14 protein-coding genes are annotated in these 14,183 nt (G+C 71.5%); 10 read left to right on the top strand and 4 right to left on the bottom strand.

From position 1 onward, the window contains the following. Positions 1-404: 404 nt before the first annotated feature. A complete protein-coding gene (gene ssuE / locus E2B92_RS10590) occupies positions 405-971 on the bottom strand; it encodes an NADPH-dependent FMN reductase (protein ID WP_126889601.1) in 567 nt (188 codons plus the stop codon). 851 nt (positions 972-1,822) lie between these two features. Between ssuE and E2B92_RS10595 the strand changes: the two genes are divergently transcribed. Genes E2B92_RS10595 through E2B92_RS10615 form a run of 6 tightly spaced genes read left to right on the top strand, consistent with a single transcriptional unit; the run spans position 1,823 to position 7,071 of the window. Continuing rightward, positions 1,823-2,845 carry an ABC transporter substrate-binding protein gene (locus tag E2B92_RS10595; RefSeq protein WP_126886035.1) on the top strand — a complete coding sequence of 341 codons (1,023 nt, stop codon included), beginning with the start codon at positions 1,823-1,825 and terminating at the stop codon, positions 2,843-2,845. Between the two features lie 4 nt (positions 2,846-2,849). Beyond that, complete coding sequence (locus E2B92_RS10600) at positions 2,850-3,680, top strand: ABC transporter ATP-binding protein (RefSeq protein ID WP_126886036.1); 831 nt, start codon at positions 2,850-2,852, stop codon at positions 3,678-3,680. Beyond that, on the top strand, positions 3,677-4,561 hold the full coding sequence (locus E2B92_RS10605) for an ABC transporter permease (RefSeq protein ID WP_126886038.1): 885 nt from the start codon (positions 3,677-3,679) through the stop codon (positions 4,559-4,561). Before E2B92_RS10600 ends, E2B92_RS10605 begins: the two co-directional genes overlap by 4 nt. A gap of 60 nt (positions 4,562-4,621) precedes the next feature. Beyond that, positions 4,622-5,989, top strand: coding sequence for an LLM class flavin-dependent oxidoreductase (locus E2B92_RS10610; RefSeq protein WP_126886040.1), 1,368 nt, complete (start codon positions 4,622-4,624; stop codon positions 5,987-5,989). After that, the gene (locus E2B92_RS33780) at positions 5,986-6,117 is read left to right on the top strand and encodes a hypothetical protein (protein ID WP_268825564.1); all 132 of its coding nucleotides are present in this window, start codon (positions 5,986-5,988) and stop codon (positions 6,115-6,117) included. The genes E2B92_RS10610 and E2B92_RS33780 overlap by 4 nt, the downstream gene beginning before the upstream one ends. A 15-nt stretch (positions 6,118-6,132) precedes the next feature. Beyond that, positions 6,133-7,071: a TauD/TfdA dioxygenase family protein gene (locus tag E2B92_RS10615; RefSeq protein WP_133087488.1), complete on the top strand. Its 939-nt coding sequence runs from the start codon at positions 6,133-6,135 to the stop codon at positions 7,069-7,071. A 165-nt stretch (positions 7,072-7,236) separates the two neighbouring features. Here E2B92_RS10615 and E2B92_RS10620 read toward each other — a convergent pair whose 3' ends face one another. Then, positions 7,237-7,806, bottom strand: a complete 570-nt coding sequence (locus tag E2B92_RS10620) for a winged helix-turn-helix domain-containing protein (protein ID WP_235023775.1) — start codon at positions 7,804-7,806, stop codon at positions 7,237-7,239. A 254-nt stretch (positions 7,807-8,060) separates the two neighbouring features. Further along, entirely contained in the window at positions 8,061-8,144 is an 84-nt protein-coding gene (locus E2B92_RS34100; RefSeq protein WP_382675604.1) for a putative leader peptide, read from the bottom strand. Between the two features lie 400 nt (positions 8,145-8,544). Here E2B92_RS34100 and E2B92_RS34105 point away from each other — a divergent pair, with 400 nt between their 5' ends. The 4 genes from E2B92_RS34105 to E2B92_RS10635 all read left to right on the top strand — a co-directional run bounded on the left by E2B92_RS34105 (position 8,545) and on the right by E2B92_RS10635 (position 11,717). Beyond that, positions 8,545-8,646, top strand: a complete 102-nt coding sequence (locus E2B92_RS34105) for a putative leader peptide (protein ID WP_399432256.1) — start codon at positions 8,545-8,547, stop codon at positions 8,644-8,646. A 259-nt stretch (positions 8,647-8,905) separates the two neighbouring features. After that, positions 8,906-10,012: an aliphatic sulfonate ABC transporter substrate-binding protein gene (locus E2B92_RS10625; RefSeq protein ID WP_126889551.1), complete on the top strand. Its 1,107-nt coding sequence runs from the start codon at positions 8,906-8,908 to the stop codon at positions 10,010-10,012. A gap of 36 nt (positions 10,013-10,048) precedes the next feature. Then, a complete protein-coding gene (locus E2B92_RS10630) occupies positions 10,049-10,840 on the top strand; it encodes an ABC transporter ATP-binding protein (protein ID WP_126889645.1) in 792 nt (263 codons plus the stop codon). Then, positions 10,827-11,717 carry an ABC transporter permease gene (locus tag E2B92_RS10635; protein ID WP_126883918.1) on the top strand — a complete coding sequence of 297 codons (891 nt, stop codon included), beginning with the start codon at positions 10,827-10,829 and terminating at the stop codon, positions 11,715-11,717. The genes E2B92_RS10630 and E2B92_RS10635 overlap by 14 nt, the downstream gene beginning before the upstream one ends. Positions 11,718-11,811: 94 nt before the next feature. Here E2B92_RS10635 and E2B92_RS10640 read toward each other — a convergent pair whose 3' ends face one another. Beyond that, positions 11,812-13,917 carry a bifunctional polysaccharide deacetylase/glycosyltransferase family 2 protein gene (locus E2B92_RS10640; RefSeq protein WP_160159745.1) on the bottom strand — a complete coding sequence of 702 codons (2,106 nt, stop codon included), beginning with the start codon at positions 13,915-13,917 and terminating at the stop codon, positions 11,812-11,814. Positions 13,918-14,183: the final 266 nt, after the last annotated feature.

The raw sequence follows: 14,183 nt of genomic DNA on the forward strand, positions 1-14,183 counted from the left end.
AGGTCCGGCTTTTGGTTCGCGGAGGTGCGGCGGACGGCGCACCTCGGGTGACGGGCGCGCGGAGGTGTCGGCGCGTTCCCGTGACGTGGCGGGGATGCGGTGCCGGCGGATGCCGGCGGTTCAGCGCCGAGGACTCGCCGCGCTGCACACACGCAGGAGATCGATGTGGCGGCGGCAGGTCAGCAGAAGCGGCGAGCGACACGCGTGCGCGCCGCGGTCGGCGGGCGGCTCCGGACGCTCCATCATTTCCCACCCGTCCACTAGGGATTCTGTACTGGAGTGTCGGGCGCCTTTCGGAGGGCGTCAAGTGGGCGTGCCCGCGGAAGCCGGGCCGGAAGGCGACAGGTGGCCGGTGCTCGGCGGCCCATCACCTCCGGTCGGCTCGTCGTCGGCGGCGGTCACGCTCAGGCGGCTTGTCCGGCGACCGCCGGCAGGGGCGTACGGCTGACAAGGGCGTCGGAGAACTGGTCGACGACCTGGGCGAGGGCCTCGGCGGCGCCCGGTGCGACGGTCAGTGTGCCGTCGTCGCCCACCTCGATGTCCTTGTCGAGCGTGAACCAGCCCTGGACGATGTGCGCGGCGCCCATGGAGCTGAGCACGGGGCGCAAGGCATAGTCGATGGCCAGGATGTGCGCGGTCGTCCCGCCGGTCGCCAGCGGGAGGACGGTCTTGCCGACCAGGCCGTACTGCGGCAGCAGATCGAGCAGGGACTTGAGCAGCCCCGAGTAGGCCGCCTTGTAGACGGGTGTGCCGATCACAACTCCGTCGGCGCGGGCGAACAGCTCGCTCGCCCGGACGATCGCCGGGTGACGGAAGTCGGCGCCGAGGAGGGCCTCGGCGGGGATGGTGCGGACGTCGAGCGGGACCACCTCGTGTCCCTGGGCCGTGAGTCGCCGGTCCAGGTGGCGCAGCAGCCGGGCGGTGCGGGAGGTGGCGGAGGGGCTTCCGGAGACGGACAGGACGGTGGCCATGGTGGACCCTTCGTGGAGAGCGATGGCGTGATGACGCCAGGGCGGGGGAACGCGGGAGGCGGCAGCGCGGGGCAGGTCCCGCAGGACCGTCCGTACGCGGACTCGACGCGTATCGGGCACTCGCGAATGACGCCACGAGGAAAAGAATTCGGCCTGCGACAGGGTCACCGAGAAAGGGAAGGGCCGGTCAGACGGCCCACTGCCGCGTCAGGCGCAACACGCCGCGGACCACACCCGACCGAAGTCGATGTGGTCACGGGTGACCAGGCGCTGATCGGCTTTCATGGGACCAATTGAGCAGGACATCGTGGTGCTCGTCAACCACGACCCGTATGCCGGACCGGCGCGTGCTGACAGCTCCGGCGTCCGTTTCGAGCGTCAGCGGGGCGGATGATGAACGGCACACTTCAGGCGCGTGTCGAGACGTTCCGAACATGAGACGGCGCGGTTTCTCGCGTTGACGTGGCTGATTCCCGCTGCCAGCCTCGTTTGCGTGAGCCAGTCAGCGAACTTCAGCACGCGGCTGCACGTCGATCTCCGGCGGCATGCCAGCGCCCTCTGTGTGTTCTGTCGCTACTGACCGGACGACTGACCGGCGGGCACGTCACAGGCCGCCGCACCGGGTGTCCCCGCACGTGTGTGGCGTGTTCACCGGTTCCCTCGCACCGCGCCTTCCTTGATTCCTGACTCCCCTCGGGGTGCCGCGGCACCGTCTCCGCCGCGTTGCCGTTGCCGTTGCCGTTGCCGTTGCCGTTGTCATCGCATTCCTCCAGGCCGCTCGGCGCCGTTTTCCTGCCCGCCTTCGAAGCCACCCCCCGCCCCTCGCCCCTCCCTCTGAACAGGACGTTCCGATGAGCACGTTGACCCCGACGAACCGACGCCAGTTCCTCGCCCTCCTCGGCCTCTCGGCCGTCGCGGTCGGCTGCGGCACGGCCGCGGGCAGCGGCGGCTCCGCCAAGGGCGGCACCAAGACACTCCGCTACCAGGGCTGGGCCGGCCAGGTCACCCCCGCCGAACTCGCCCAGGACCTCGGCTACCTGGAGGACGTGCAACTGGAGTGGGTCGGCAACACCATCAGCGGCCCGCAGGACATCCAGTCGGCGGCCACCGGCCAGACCGACTTCGGCGGCGCGTTCAACGGAGCGGTGGTCAAGCTGGCCGCGAGCGGCGCCCCGATCAAGGCCGTCATCAGCTACTACGGCTCCGACAAGGACTCCTACAGCGGCTATTACGTCCTCGCCGACAGCCCCCTTCGCTCCGCCCCCGACCTCATCGGCAAGAAGGTCGGCATGAACACCCTCGGCGCACACTCCGAGGCCATGCTCGACATCTACCTCCGGCGCGGGGGGCTGTCCTCGGCGGACGCCGACAAGGTCGAGCCCCTCGTCGTACCTCCCGTCAACACCGAACAGTCCCTGCGCCAGAAGCAGATCGACGTCGCCGTACTCAGCGGGGTGCTGCGGGACAAGGCCCTGGCCGGGGGAGGGCTGCGGCCGTTGTTCACCGACCACCAGCTCCTGGGCTCCTTCAGTGCCGGCACGTACGTGCTGACCGAGCGCTTCATCCAGCGGAACCCGGAGACGGTACGGACCTTCGTCACCGCCGTGGGCCGGGCACTCGACTGGTCGCGCGCCACCCCGCGCGACGAGGTCGTCGCCCGCATGACGGAGATCGTCCGCAAGCGGAAGCGGAACGAGGACGCCGACGCCCTGCGCTACTGGAGGTCGTACGGCGTGGCCGAGCCCGGCGGGCGCATCACGGGCAAGGAGCTCCAGCTCTGGATCGACTGGCTGGCCGAGCGCGGAGACGTCGACCGCGGCCGTGTCCGCCTCGGCGACCTCTACACCAACGACTACAACCGCAACGGAAGGTGACCTCGTGACCGCCGCGCATACGGCAAAGATTGTCCTCGACGGGGTGCGCAAGGAGTTCCCCGTCAAAGGCAGGGACGGCGCACGCTCGGTCGTCACCGCGCTCGACGGTGTCGATCTGAGCGTGGGCGCCGGTGAGTTCCTCGTCGTGGTGGGGCCCAGTGGCTGCGGCAAGTCGTCCCTGCTCGACCTCCTCGGCGGCCTGTCCCGGCCCACCTCGGGCCGCATCCTCCTCGACGGCTCCCCCGTGACCGGGCCGGGCCTCGACAGGGGCATCGTGTTCCAGCAGTACGCGCTGCTGCCCTGGCGCACCGCCCAGGGCAACGTCGAGTTCGGGCTCGAGGCCATCGGCGTCCCCCGGCGCCAACGGGCGGCCCGAGCACTGGAGTTCCTGGCCCTGGTCGGTCTGAGCGGGTTCGAGGGCCGGCATCCGCACGAGCTGTCGGGCGGGATGCGGCAGCGAGTCGCCATCGCGCGCAGCCTGGCGTACGACCCGGACGTGCTGCTGATGGACGAACCGTTCGCGGCACTGGACGCCCAGACCCGGGAGTCGCTCCAGGACGAGCTGCTGCGCATCTGGCGGGCCACCGGCAAGACGATCGTGTTCATCACCCACGGCATCGACGAGGCCGTGCACCTGGGGCAGCGGGTGGCCGTGATGACCTCGCGGCCCGGCCGGATCAAGGAGGTCGTACCGATCGGCCTGCCCGTCCCGGAGGACGGCGACGACCCGCGCTCCAGCCCCGAGTTCGCCCGCCACCGCCATCACATCTGGTCCCTGCTCCGCGACGAGGTGTCCAGGGCCCAGCAGGAGGAAAGGGAAGGAGTCGCCGTATGAGTACCGTGACCACCGAGGCCGGTACCGGCCTCGCCACCCGTCCCGAGGCGTCCCCGAAGACGACCGCACCTGCCCCGGCGCGCCCCCGTCGGTTCCGGTGGGCAGGGCGCCGGCTTGTGTACGGGCTCGTCAGGGCCGGCACCAGGTCGGCCGCCGTCGTGGCACTGCTCCTGCTGTGGGAGACCGCGCCCCGGCTCGGCCTCGTCGACCGGACGTTCCTTCCCCCCTTCAGCGAGGTCGCCCTGGCGTGGTGGCAGCTCGCCGCCGACGGGCAGCTCGCCGACAACGCGCGGGCCAGCCTCACCCGTTCCCTCAGCGGCTTCGGGATCGCGGTGTCGCTCGCCGTACCCCTCGGTCTGCTGATCGGCTGGTACCGGCCGGTGGCCGACCTCCTCGGGCCGCTGCTCGAAGTCTTCCGGAACACCGCCGCCCTCGCCCTGCTGCCGGTGTTCGTGCTGCTGCTCGGCATCGGCGAGACGTCCAAGATCTCGATCGTCGTGTACGCCTGCACCTGGCCCGTGCTGCTCAGCACCATCAGTGCCGTACGGTCCGTGGACCCGACCCTGCTCCGGCTGGCCCGGTCGCTCGACCTCCCCGCGATACGGCTGTTCCAGAAGGTGATCCTCCCGGCGTCGGTGCCGGCGGTGTTCACGGGCGTCCGGCTCGCGGGTGCCGTCTCCATCCTGGTCCTGGTGGCCGCCGAGATGATCGGCGCAAAGGCGGGGCTCGGCTATCTGATCAATGCCTCGCAGTACAACTTCGCCATCCCGCAGATGTACGCCGGGATCATCACGATCTCCGCGATCGGCGTGGTCTTCAACCAGCTCCTCGTGGCCCTGGAGCGGCGGCTCAGCTCCTGGCGGGTCCCAGCGAACGGCTGAACCGACACCCCTGCCCCTCCCCGTACTCGCCCACCCACACAGCCCACCTAGGACATCGCCATGGCCGCATCACCGCCCCGCCGTCACCTGCACCTCAACGCCTTCCTGATGAACGCCGGCCATCACGACGCCGCCTGGCGGCACCCGCGGACCACGCCGGAGCGCGTCACCGATCTCACCTACTTCCAGGAGCTGGCCCGGACCGCCGAGCGCGGGCTGTTCGACTCGGTGTTCCTCGCCGACGGGCTCGCCCTGTGGGGCAACGTCCGGTACAACGCGCTGGGCGGCTTCGAGCCGCTCACCCTCCTGTCCGCGCTGGCCGGCGCCACCGAGCGCATCGGACTCATCGCCACCGTCTCGACCACGTACAACGAACCCTTCACCACGGCCCGCGCGTTCGCCTCGCTCGACCACCTCAGCGGCGGCCGGGCCGGCTGGAACATCGTGACGTCCGGAAACGTCGACGAGGCGCGCAACTTCGGCCGCGACGAACACCTGGAGCACGGCCTGCGCTACGAGCGGGCCCGCGAGTTCGTCGACGTCGCCGTCAAGCTCTGGGAGAGCTGGGCCGACGACGCCATCGTCCTCGACCGCGCGGCCGGCGTCTACGCGGACACCGGCAAGGTCCGGCCCATCGACCACCGCGGGAAGCACTTCCGGGTGCGCGGCCCCCTGAACGTGCCCCGCTCCCCACAGGGGCACCCGCTGCTGGTGCAGGCGGGATCGTCCGAGGACGGCAAGGAGTTCGCGGCCCGGTACGCGGAGGCGGTGTTCACCGCGCAGCAGACCCTGGCCGACGCCCAGGCGTTCTTCAAGGACCTCAAGAGCAGGGTGGCCCGCCGGGGCCGCGCGGAGGACGACGTGAAGGTCCTGCCCGGCATCTGCCCCGTCATCGGCTCGACGGAGGCGGAGGCCCGCGCCCTGGAGCAGGAACTCACCGACCTCCAGATTCCGGAGTACGGCCTCGCCCAGCTCTCCGGGATGCTCGGCACCGACCTGACCGGCCTGCCGCTGGACGGCCCGCTGCCCGAGCTGCCGTCCGAGCGCGACATCAACGGCAACAAGAGCCGTTTCACGCTCGTCGCCGAACTCGCCCGGCGGGACGGGCTCACCCTGCGCGAGCTGATCGCGCGGCTCGGCGGCGGACGCGGCCACCGGGTCGTCGCCGGTACCGCCGAGCAGATCGCCGACCAGCTCCAGGAGTGGTTCACCCAGGGCGCGGCCGACGGGTTCAACATCATGCCGCCTTACCTTCCCGGTGGGCTCGACCACTTCGTCGACCAGGTGGTCCCGATCCTCCAGGCCCGTGGCCTGTTCCGTACGGAGTACACGGGCCGCACACTGCGCGAGCACTACGGGCTGCCGCGGCCGACGGCCTCCCGCGCCACCGCGCCCGAAGCGGCCGCCCGTGCCGGAGCGACGGCATGACCGGCGACACGCTCGACCTCGCCACCGGTCTCCTCGGCACCCACATCCCCACCGCCCACGTCCTCGCCGTCGGGCCGCCGCCGGCCGTCCCCGGCGACCACGACCACCCCCTGCCCCTCACCTCCTGAAAGGACCAGCCCCGCATGACCACCACACCCACCGCCCCCACCACGCCCACCACACCGACCACATCGGCCGGTTTCGGGGTCCGCCGGATCGGCGGCCGCATCGGCGCCGAGATCCATGGCCTGGACCTGTCGGGCGACCTCACCCCGGAGACCGTCGCGGCGCTCAATGACGCCCTGCTGGAGCACAAGGCCCTCGTCTTCCGCGACCAGCACCTCGACGACGACGGGCAGCTCCGCTTCGCCTCCCTCTTCGGCGAGCTGACGAACGCCCACCCCACCGTGCCGGCCGTCGACGGGCGACCGCAGATCCTGCCGGTCGACGGTGACGAGGGCATCCGAGCCAACCACTGGCACACCGACGTCACCTTCGTCCGCACCCCGCCCAAGGCGTCCACCCTGCGGGCCCTGGTCGTCCCGCCGTACGGCGGCAACACCCTGATCGCCAACGCGGCCGCCGCCTACCAGGACCTGCCGGAGCCGCTCCGTGAGCTCGCCGACCGGCTGTGGGCGGTGCACACCAACGCGTACGACTACGCCGAGCCGAAGAACGAGAAGGCCGCCGAGCACCGCCGGCAGTTCATCTCGCGGCGCTACCGCACCGCCCACCCGGTCGTGCGCGTCCACCCCGAGAGCGGTGAACGGGGCCTGTTCATCGGCGGGTTCGCGCAGAGCCTGGTCGGATTCGGCCCGGCCGAGTCGCGGGTCCTGCTGGGGCTGCTCCAGTCGTACGTCACCCGGCCCGAGAACCTGGTGCGGATCTCCTGGAACCCCGGGGACCTGGTGCTGTTCGACAACCGCATCACCCAGCACTACGCCCCCGACGACTACGGCGACCAGCCGAGGCTGCTGCACCGCGTCACGGTCGCCGGGGACGTCCCCACCGGGGCCGACGGCACGCCCAGTTACGTCGTCGAGGGCGACGAGGCCGCCCACTACACGCCCGTGGCGGCCTGACCGGCCCGGGCACGGCAGCCGGGGTCACGGCACATCGGCTCGGTCCGGGTGCTCGACCCCCACGAAAGCGGCGGCCCGCCGTGTGGGACGGGCCGCCGCGCTCGTTGTGGTGGGGCATGACGGTGCGGTCGGCCGGGACGTTGGGGGCCCTGGCCGTGTCCGCCGCTATGCGCCTTGGGGCACGTACTTGTAGCCGACCCGGCGCACCGTGATGATGCGGTCCCGGTGGGCCGCGCCGAGCTTGCGGCGCACGCGGGCGACGTGGACGTCGACGGTGCGGCCGTCGCCGATGTGTCCGTAGCCCCAGATGTCCGAGATCAGGGCTTCCCGCGTGTGGACCGTGTGGGGATGGGCGACGAGGTGGGCGAGCAGGCCGAACTCCAGGTACGTGAGGTCCAGTTCCTGCCCGTCGACCTCGATCCGCCGGGTGACCTGGTCGACGCGGATGCCGCCGTCGGCGTACACGGGCTCGGGGACGGCCGCCGGTTCCGGCTCGGGGGCCGGCGGGGCGGCCCGGCGCGGGGCGAGGGGGTGGATCTCCGGATGCACACCGTGCGCGGCCAGCAGGGCGAGGGGGTCGACGTGCGCCGGCAGGTACATCAGGTACCCGACTCGGTCACCGGGGACGGTGACGGCCGCGTCGGTGGCGGTGGGCCCGGGGAGGAGGTCCCCGACGAGCCGGAGGCGCGGGGAGGGAGAGCGGCGGGTGGCGGATGCGGGCAGTGCGGTGGTCACGATGAGCCCCTTCGGCTGGTCTCGGGGTGGGTGGTACGCGCCGACTCCGCGGCAACGGCTGGGGCAGGGGAAGCGCCGGTGACGGAACCGACCGGGTGGCGTCATCGTCGTCGCACGCCGGGCGGCTCCGTACGGCCCCGCAGTGCCGGATCGGGTCGCGAAGAGAGGAGATGAAGAAGGACGCGCGAGGACGAGCGGCCGCGATGCCGCTGTGCGCGTCGGAAGAGAGCGGTCCCTGGGGAGGGGAGGAAACCCTAGACGAGTCGGCAGGCGGCGCTGGCGACGCGAAGGAGATCGACGTGCCTGCGGCGTACGAGCGACGGCTGCGACGGGGACATGCTGACATCGTGGGGCTCACTCAGTGCCACGTCAATACTTCCCTACCGATGCTGTAGGGAAAGTCGGCCGACTCCCCGGCTTGTCCACTCCCTGACACAGGGTCCGGCCGCCAGGACCAATCCCTGAGACGGCTCGCGAGGCTCCGCGGCTCCCTTTGCGAGGCACTCACCCGGCGCTATGCGCACGCCTGGAGCGCTCACCTGCGCACCATCGCGGACCACTGCCTCCATAGCCACCGCCGGAGACACCGCGGGCAGGACCCCCTCACTGAGCTGCTTGTTCTCGTATAGCGAGACGAGATCGTCCATTATCCGAAACGCCCCTTGGGGTGGAAACCAGCCTCTGCCACTATGCCTACCAGCCAGGTAGGGAAACTAGGGATTACGAGAGGTGGTGGCCGTGCGCACGCTGAAGCAGACAGGCAACCCACTTCCCTTTCTCACCTCCCGTCGGCACATCGACCTCGGCCGCACGTCCAGCGCCATCTGTCAGCCTTTCTGAGGCCGTTGAGCGAACCCGGCTCCCCGCCGGGCCCGCAGAAGACCGCCGCCACCGCCCTACGCATCCGGGCCCGTAAGCGCGCGTCGACCGTTCGAGGCGCGGCCCGGCCATGCACCTCGTTCCCGCATCCGTCCCTCGGCATCCGTCCCTCGGCGTCCTTCGCCGGCCATCCCCCGGACCGTCCAGCGGGCTGGTTGCCGAGGGCTGCGCGTCGCACATCTCCGCACCTTCCTCACACCCACCGTGAAAGGACACCCCCGTGTCTGCCGCAAGACCGCTCACCACCCTGCGTACCGTCGCCGCCGTAGCGGCGCTCCCCTTCCTGCTCACCGCCTGCGGCTACGGCTCCCAGGCGACCGAGGACGCCGAGCAGCCCAAGGTCGCGGCCGACGCCAAGAAGCTCTCCGCCGGTGAGGTGAGGATCGGCTACTTCCCGAACCTGACACACGCCACCGCCCTCGTGGGCGTCGAGGAGGGCCTGCTCCAGAAGGAGCTCGGCGGCACCGCGATCAAGCCCTCGACCTTCAACGCCGGCCCGTCCGAGATCGAGGCGCTGAACGCGGGCTCCATAGACATCGGCTTCATCGGCCCCTCCCCCGCCATCAACGGCTACACCAAGTCCAAGGGCAAGAACCTGCGGATCATCTCCGGTTCCGCGTCGGGCGGCGTGAAGCTGGTGGTCAACCCGGAGAAGATCAAGACGCTGGACGACGTCAGGGGCAAGCGGATCGCCACCCCGCAGCTAGGCAACACCCAGGACGTGGCGTTCCTGCACTGGGTCTCCGAGAAGGGCTGGAAGGTCGACTCGCAGTCCGGCAAGGGCGACGTCTCCGTGGTCCGTACGGACAACAAGGTGACCCCGGACGCCTACAAGTCCGGGTCCATCGACGGGGCGTGGGTGCCGGAGCCGACCGCGTCGAAGCTGGTGAGTGAGGGCGCGAAGGTCCTGCTCGACGAGTCCGACCTCTGGCCGGACAAGAAGTTCGTCATCACCAACATCATCGTGCGGCAGGAGTTCCTCAAGGAGCACCCGGACGTCGTCGAGGCCGTGCTGCGCGGCACGGTGAAGACCAACGCGTGGATCACCGCCAACCCTGCCAAGGCCAAGGAATCGGTGAACGCGGCGCTGAAGAAGGAGACCGGCAAGCCGCTGTCGGCGAAGGTCATCGACGCGGCCTGGCCGTCCATCACCCTCACCGACGACCCGCTCGCCGCCACCCTCCAGGCGCAGGCGGACCACGCGGTGGACGCCGGACTGCTGAAGAAGCCGGAGCTGGCGGGCATCTACGACCTCACGCTCCTCAACAAGGTGCTCAAGGCCGCGGGCAAGCCGGTGGTGCCCGACGCCGGGCTCGGCGCCAAGTAAGCCCGAAGCAGCCCGAACTCCCAGGAGGTGACGACCATGGCCACCACGATCGCCAAGGCCGAGGACCGTGCGGCCCTCTCCACGCACGCCGCCCGTCTCGAGCACGTCTCGAAGTCCTTCGCCACCCCGGCCGGGCGGCAGCTCGTGCTCGACGACATCTCGCTCGATGTCGCACCGGGCGAGTTCGTCACCCTCCTGGGTGCGTCGGGCTGCGGCAAGTCCACGCTGCTCAACCTCGTCGCCGGACTCGACCGGCCGACCGCGGGATCCATCGACACCCCGGGCGGCCGGCCGGCCCTGATGTTCCAGGAACACGCCCTGTTCCCCTGGCTGACCGCCGGCAAGAACATCGAGCTGGCACTGCGGCTGCGCGGCGTGCCGAAGAACGAGCGGCGCGGGGAGGCGGAGCGGCTGCTGGAACTGGTCCGGCTGAACGGCTCCTACGGCAAGCGGGTGCACGAGCTGTCCGGCGGCATGCGCCAGCGCGTGGCGCTGGCCCGCGCGCTGGCCCAGGACAGTGACCTGCTGCTGATGGACGAGCCCTTCGCGGCACTGGACGCCATCACCCGCGACGTGCTGCACGACGAGCTGACCCGCATCTGGCGCGAGACGCGCCTGTCGGTCCTGTTCGTCACGCACAACGTGCGCGAGGCCGTGCGGCTGGCCCAGCGTGTGGTCCTGCTGTCGTCCCGGCCGGGCCGGATCGCCCGCCAGTGGGAGATCGGCATCCCGCAGCCGCGCCGCATCGAGGACGCCGCGGTGGCGGAGCTGTCCGTCGAGATCACCGAAGAACTGCGTGGGGAGATCCGCCGTCATGGCCAGCACTGACACGACCACCACCCAAAAGACCGACGACCTCGCCGGTCTGGAGGCGGGCCTCGACGCCCTCGACACCGTACAGGTGACCCGGACGCCGCTGCGGGAGGTCCTCCTGACGAAGGTCCTCCCGCCGGTCGTCGCCGTCACGCTCGTGGTGGCGGCGTGGCAACTGCTGGTGACCCTGAAGGTCACCGACGAGGCCAAGCTGCCCGCTCCGTCCGCAGTCTGGGACAGTCTGGCCACCATGTGGATGGAGGGCACGCTCCTCGGCATCCTGTGGACCAGCGTCTCCCGGGCCCTGCTCGGCTTCCTCCTCGCCCTGGCGATCGGCACCCCGCTCGGCCTGCTGGTCGCCCGGGTGAGCGTGGTGCGCACCGCGATCGGCCCGATCCTGTCCGGGCTCCAGTCGCTGCCGTCGGTGGCGTGGGTGGCACCGGCCGTGCTCTGGCTGGGCCTGAACGACTCGATGATGTACGCGGTGATCCTGCTGGGCGCGGTGCCCTCCATCGCCAACGGCCTGGTGGCGGGTGTGGACCAGGTCCCACCGCTGTTCCTGCGCGCCGGACGGACGCTGGGCGCCACCGGGCTGCGGGGCGCCTGGCACATCGTGATGCCGGCCGCACTTCCCGGTTACCTGGCCGGCCTGAAGCAGGGCTGGGCGTTCTCCTGGCGCTCCCTCATGGCCGCCGAGATCATCGCCTCCTCGCCCGATCTCGGCCTGGGGCTGGGGCAGTTGCTGGAGAACGGGCGCAACAACTTCGACATGCCGGGTATCTTCCTCGCGATCATCCTGATCCTGCTCGTCGGTGTCGCCATCGACCTGCTGATCTTCAGCCCCCTGGAACGCGCGGTGCTCCGCCGCCGCGGCCTGCTGGTGAAGGACTGAGTCTCCCTCGGCGAGCGTTGCTGCGGCGCGGTGCCCACCATGGTCTGACGCGGCGATGCCGGCGCACCGCACGGAGCGACCCGCGCCGCCGTCGTCACACCGTCGTCGTGTGCGCGTGCGGCTCCGCCGGGGCGCTCGGGCGGCTGCGCCATCGAGGGCCGGCACCGAGCGCCGCGGTGGCCAGGGCGTGGATGGTGACCAGGCACAGCAGTGTGCGGTAGGCGGTCTGCTGGAGCGGCACCAGCCACAGGTGCCGCAGGCTTTCGCCGTCCCGGTGGAGGGCGTGGGCCGCCAGGGCGAGTTGGGCGAGGCAGAAGGCGGTCCAGGCGAGGACCGTGGCTGAGGCCGTCCCGGTGGCGAGGCCGTAGAGGGCGACAGCGTCCATGAGGGGCGCGGCCACCGGGAGCGCGAGCTGGAACAGCACCAGGTAGGGAAGGGTGCGGCGGCCCAGGCGGCCCGCGACTCCGTTCTCCTTGACGGCGCGGCGGTGCTTCCAGAGGGACTGCAAGGTGCCGTAGGCCCAGCGGTGGCGTTGGTGCCACAGGGCACGGACGGTGGTCGGGACGTGGGTGAGGGCGTGGGCGTCGCCGCGGTAGACGACGCGCCGGCCGGCCCGGCACAGGGCCATGGCGATGTCGGTGTCCTCGGCGAGGGTGTCGGCGCTGATGCCGCCGCAGGAGGCCAACGCCGATCGGCGGAAGGCCCCGATGGCTCCGGGGACGGTCGGGCTGGCTCCGATCAGGTCGAACAGGCGGCGCTCCAGGCCGAAGCTCATGACGTATTCGAGGTGCTGCCACAGCGCGAGCAGGCCCTTGCGGTTGGCGACCTTGGTGTTGCCGGCCACTGCTCCCACCGAGGGGTCGGCGAAGGCGGACGCGAGGCGTGCCGCCGCGCCGGGGGCGATAACCGTGTCCGCGTCGACCATGAGGATGATGTCGTGGGCGGCGTGGGCGATGCCAACGTTCAGCGCGGCCGGCTTGCCCCGGTTGGGCTGGGTCACCACGCGCACCCGCGGGTCCGCCACGGCGCGGGCGGCCGCTGCCGTGCCGTCGGTGGAGCCGTCGTCGACGACGACGACGTCGATGTCGGGGCAGCCGCCGTCCAGCAGGGCGCGCACGCATGCGGCGATGGTCGCCTCCTCGTTGTGGGCCGGGACGACGGCGGAGACCGGTGGTGGCGGCGCCTGGGCCGGCAGGGCGCGGCGGGCGGTGCGGCGCCGGTGCGCGGCCGCGGCCGCGGCGAGCAGGAGCAGCCGGGCGGCGGTGAGCAGGGCCACTCCGGCCAGCAGCCGGTCGACGACCGGGGGAACGGCGGCCGCCGTCTGGACGAGGGCGATCAGCGCGGACCCGTACCAGCGGTCGAAGGCGGTCGCCGGGGAGGTCTGCGGCGGCAGGCCCACCGCCTGGGAGACGGTGGTGAAGCGGTAGCCGCGGGCCTTGAGGGTGTCGATGATCCCGCCGAGGGCCGCGACGGTACGGGAGCGGTCGCCGCCGCCGTCGTGCAGCAGCACGACGGCCCCCTCGCCGTGTTCCGGCAGGGCGCCGCGCACGATCTCCTCGGCGTCGTGGGCCTGCCAGTCGAGCCCGTCGTGCGTGGACAGGACGGTGAGGTAGCCGAGTTCCCCGGTCGTCACCACGGCCCGCCAGTCGCGGTTGCCGACGGCGTCCGGCATGGAGGAATAGGGCGGGCGCAGGAGGGTGGTACTGGTACCGGTGGCCCCGGCGAGGGCTGCGCGGCTGGCGGCGAGTTCCAGGCGCGTGCGCCAGTCGGGGGTGGTCGCGAGGTCGGTGTGGGTGAAGGTGTGCAGGCCCACCTCGTGCCCGGCGGCGGTCTGTTCACGCACCAGTTCGGGGTGTTCGGCCACGCGAGCGCCGGTCACGAAGAACGTCGCGGGGACCCGCTCGGCTGCCAGGACCTGGAGGATCTGCCGTGTCCAGGTGGGGTCCGGGCCGTCGTCGAAGGTCAGCGCGACCGTGCCGGACGGGACGTCGAGGCTGACGGGGGTGGCCGTGCGTGCGTCGAGGACGGGTCCGCCCTCGGCGGCGGACGCCGGTACGCGATCGTCCGGTCCCCGGTCGTGCGCGGTGTCCCGGTCGCCGCCGCCGCGCAGGACCGAGGTCGCGACGAACAGGGCCGCCAGGAGGGCGGCGAGGACGCAGGCCAGGACCCACCAGTGCCCGCGGGGCGCGGTCCGCCTCATCGTGCCGTGTTCACGGCGACGGCGCCCGACGGTTCCGGCGCGTGGGGATCGACGTACAGGATGCCTGCCACCGCGGTGAGGGCGAGCAGGCATCCGGCACACACCAGGAATCCCACGGCGGTCAGGGCCCGGCGGCGCCGTCCCCGGGGATCGTCGAAGACGGGAGGGCGGGCCGTACGGGGTGAGTGGTCGAAGATCACGTCGGGAGAACGAGCATCATCCAAGCAGGTCACAGGGCATGCGGTGAACGGGGCAACGCCGGTTGA

It is taken from the genome of Streptomyces sp. WAC05374 (genome assembly GCF_004353505.1).
Classification (GTDB): Bacteria; Actinomycetota; Actinomycetes; order Streptomycetales; family Streptomycetaceae; genus Streptomyces.

Bases quoted from the DNA above. Each gene is read 5' to 3' on its own strand.
- ssuE (WP_126889601.1), bottom strand. From the start codon at position 971: ATGGCCACCGTCCTGTCCGTCTCCGGAAGCCCCTCCGCCACCTCCCGC.
- E2B92_RS10595 (WP_126886035.1), top strand. From the start codon at position 1,823: ATGAGCACGTTGACCCCGACGAACCGACGCCAGTTCCTCGCCCTCCTC.
- E2B92_RS10605 (WP_126886038.1), top strand. From the start codon at position 3,677: ATGAGTACCGTGACCACCGAGGCCGGTACCGGCCTCGCCACCCGTCCC.
- E2B92_RS10610 (WP_126886040.1), top strand. From the start codon at position 4,622: ATGGCCGCATCACCGCCCCGCCGTCACCTGCACCTCAACGCCTTCCTG.
- E2B92_RS33780 (WP_268825564.1), top strand. From the start codon at position 5,986: ATGACCGGCGACACGCTCGACCTCGCCACCGGTCTCCTCGGCACCCAC.
- E2B92_RS10615 (WP_133087488.1), top strand. From the start codon at position 6,133: ATGACCACCACACCCACCGCCCCCACCACGCCCACCACACCGACCACA.
- E2B92_RS34100 (WP_382675604.1), bottom strand. From the start codon at position 8,144: ATGTCCCCGTCGCAGCCGTCGCTCGTACGCCGCAGGCACGTCGATCTC.
- E2B92_RS10630 (WP_126889645.1), top strand. From the start codon at position 10,049: ATGGCCACCACGATCGCCAAGGCCGAGGACCGTGCGGCCCTCTCCACG.
- E2B92_RS10635 (WP_126883918.1), top strand. From the start codon at position 10,827: ATGGCCAGCACTGACACGACCACCACCCAAAAGACCGACGACCTCGCC.
- E2B92_RS10640 (WP_160159745.1), bottom strand. From the start codon at position 13,917: ATGAGGCGGACCGCGCCCCGCGGGCACTGGTGGGTCCTGGCCTGCGTC.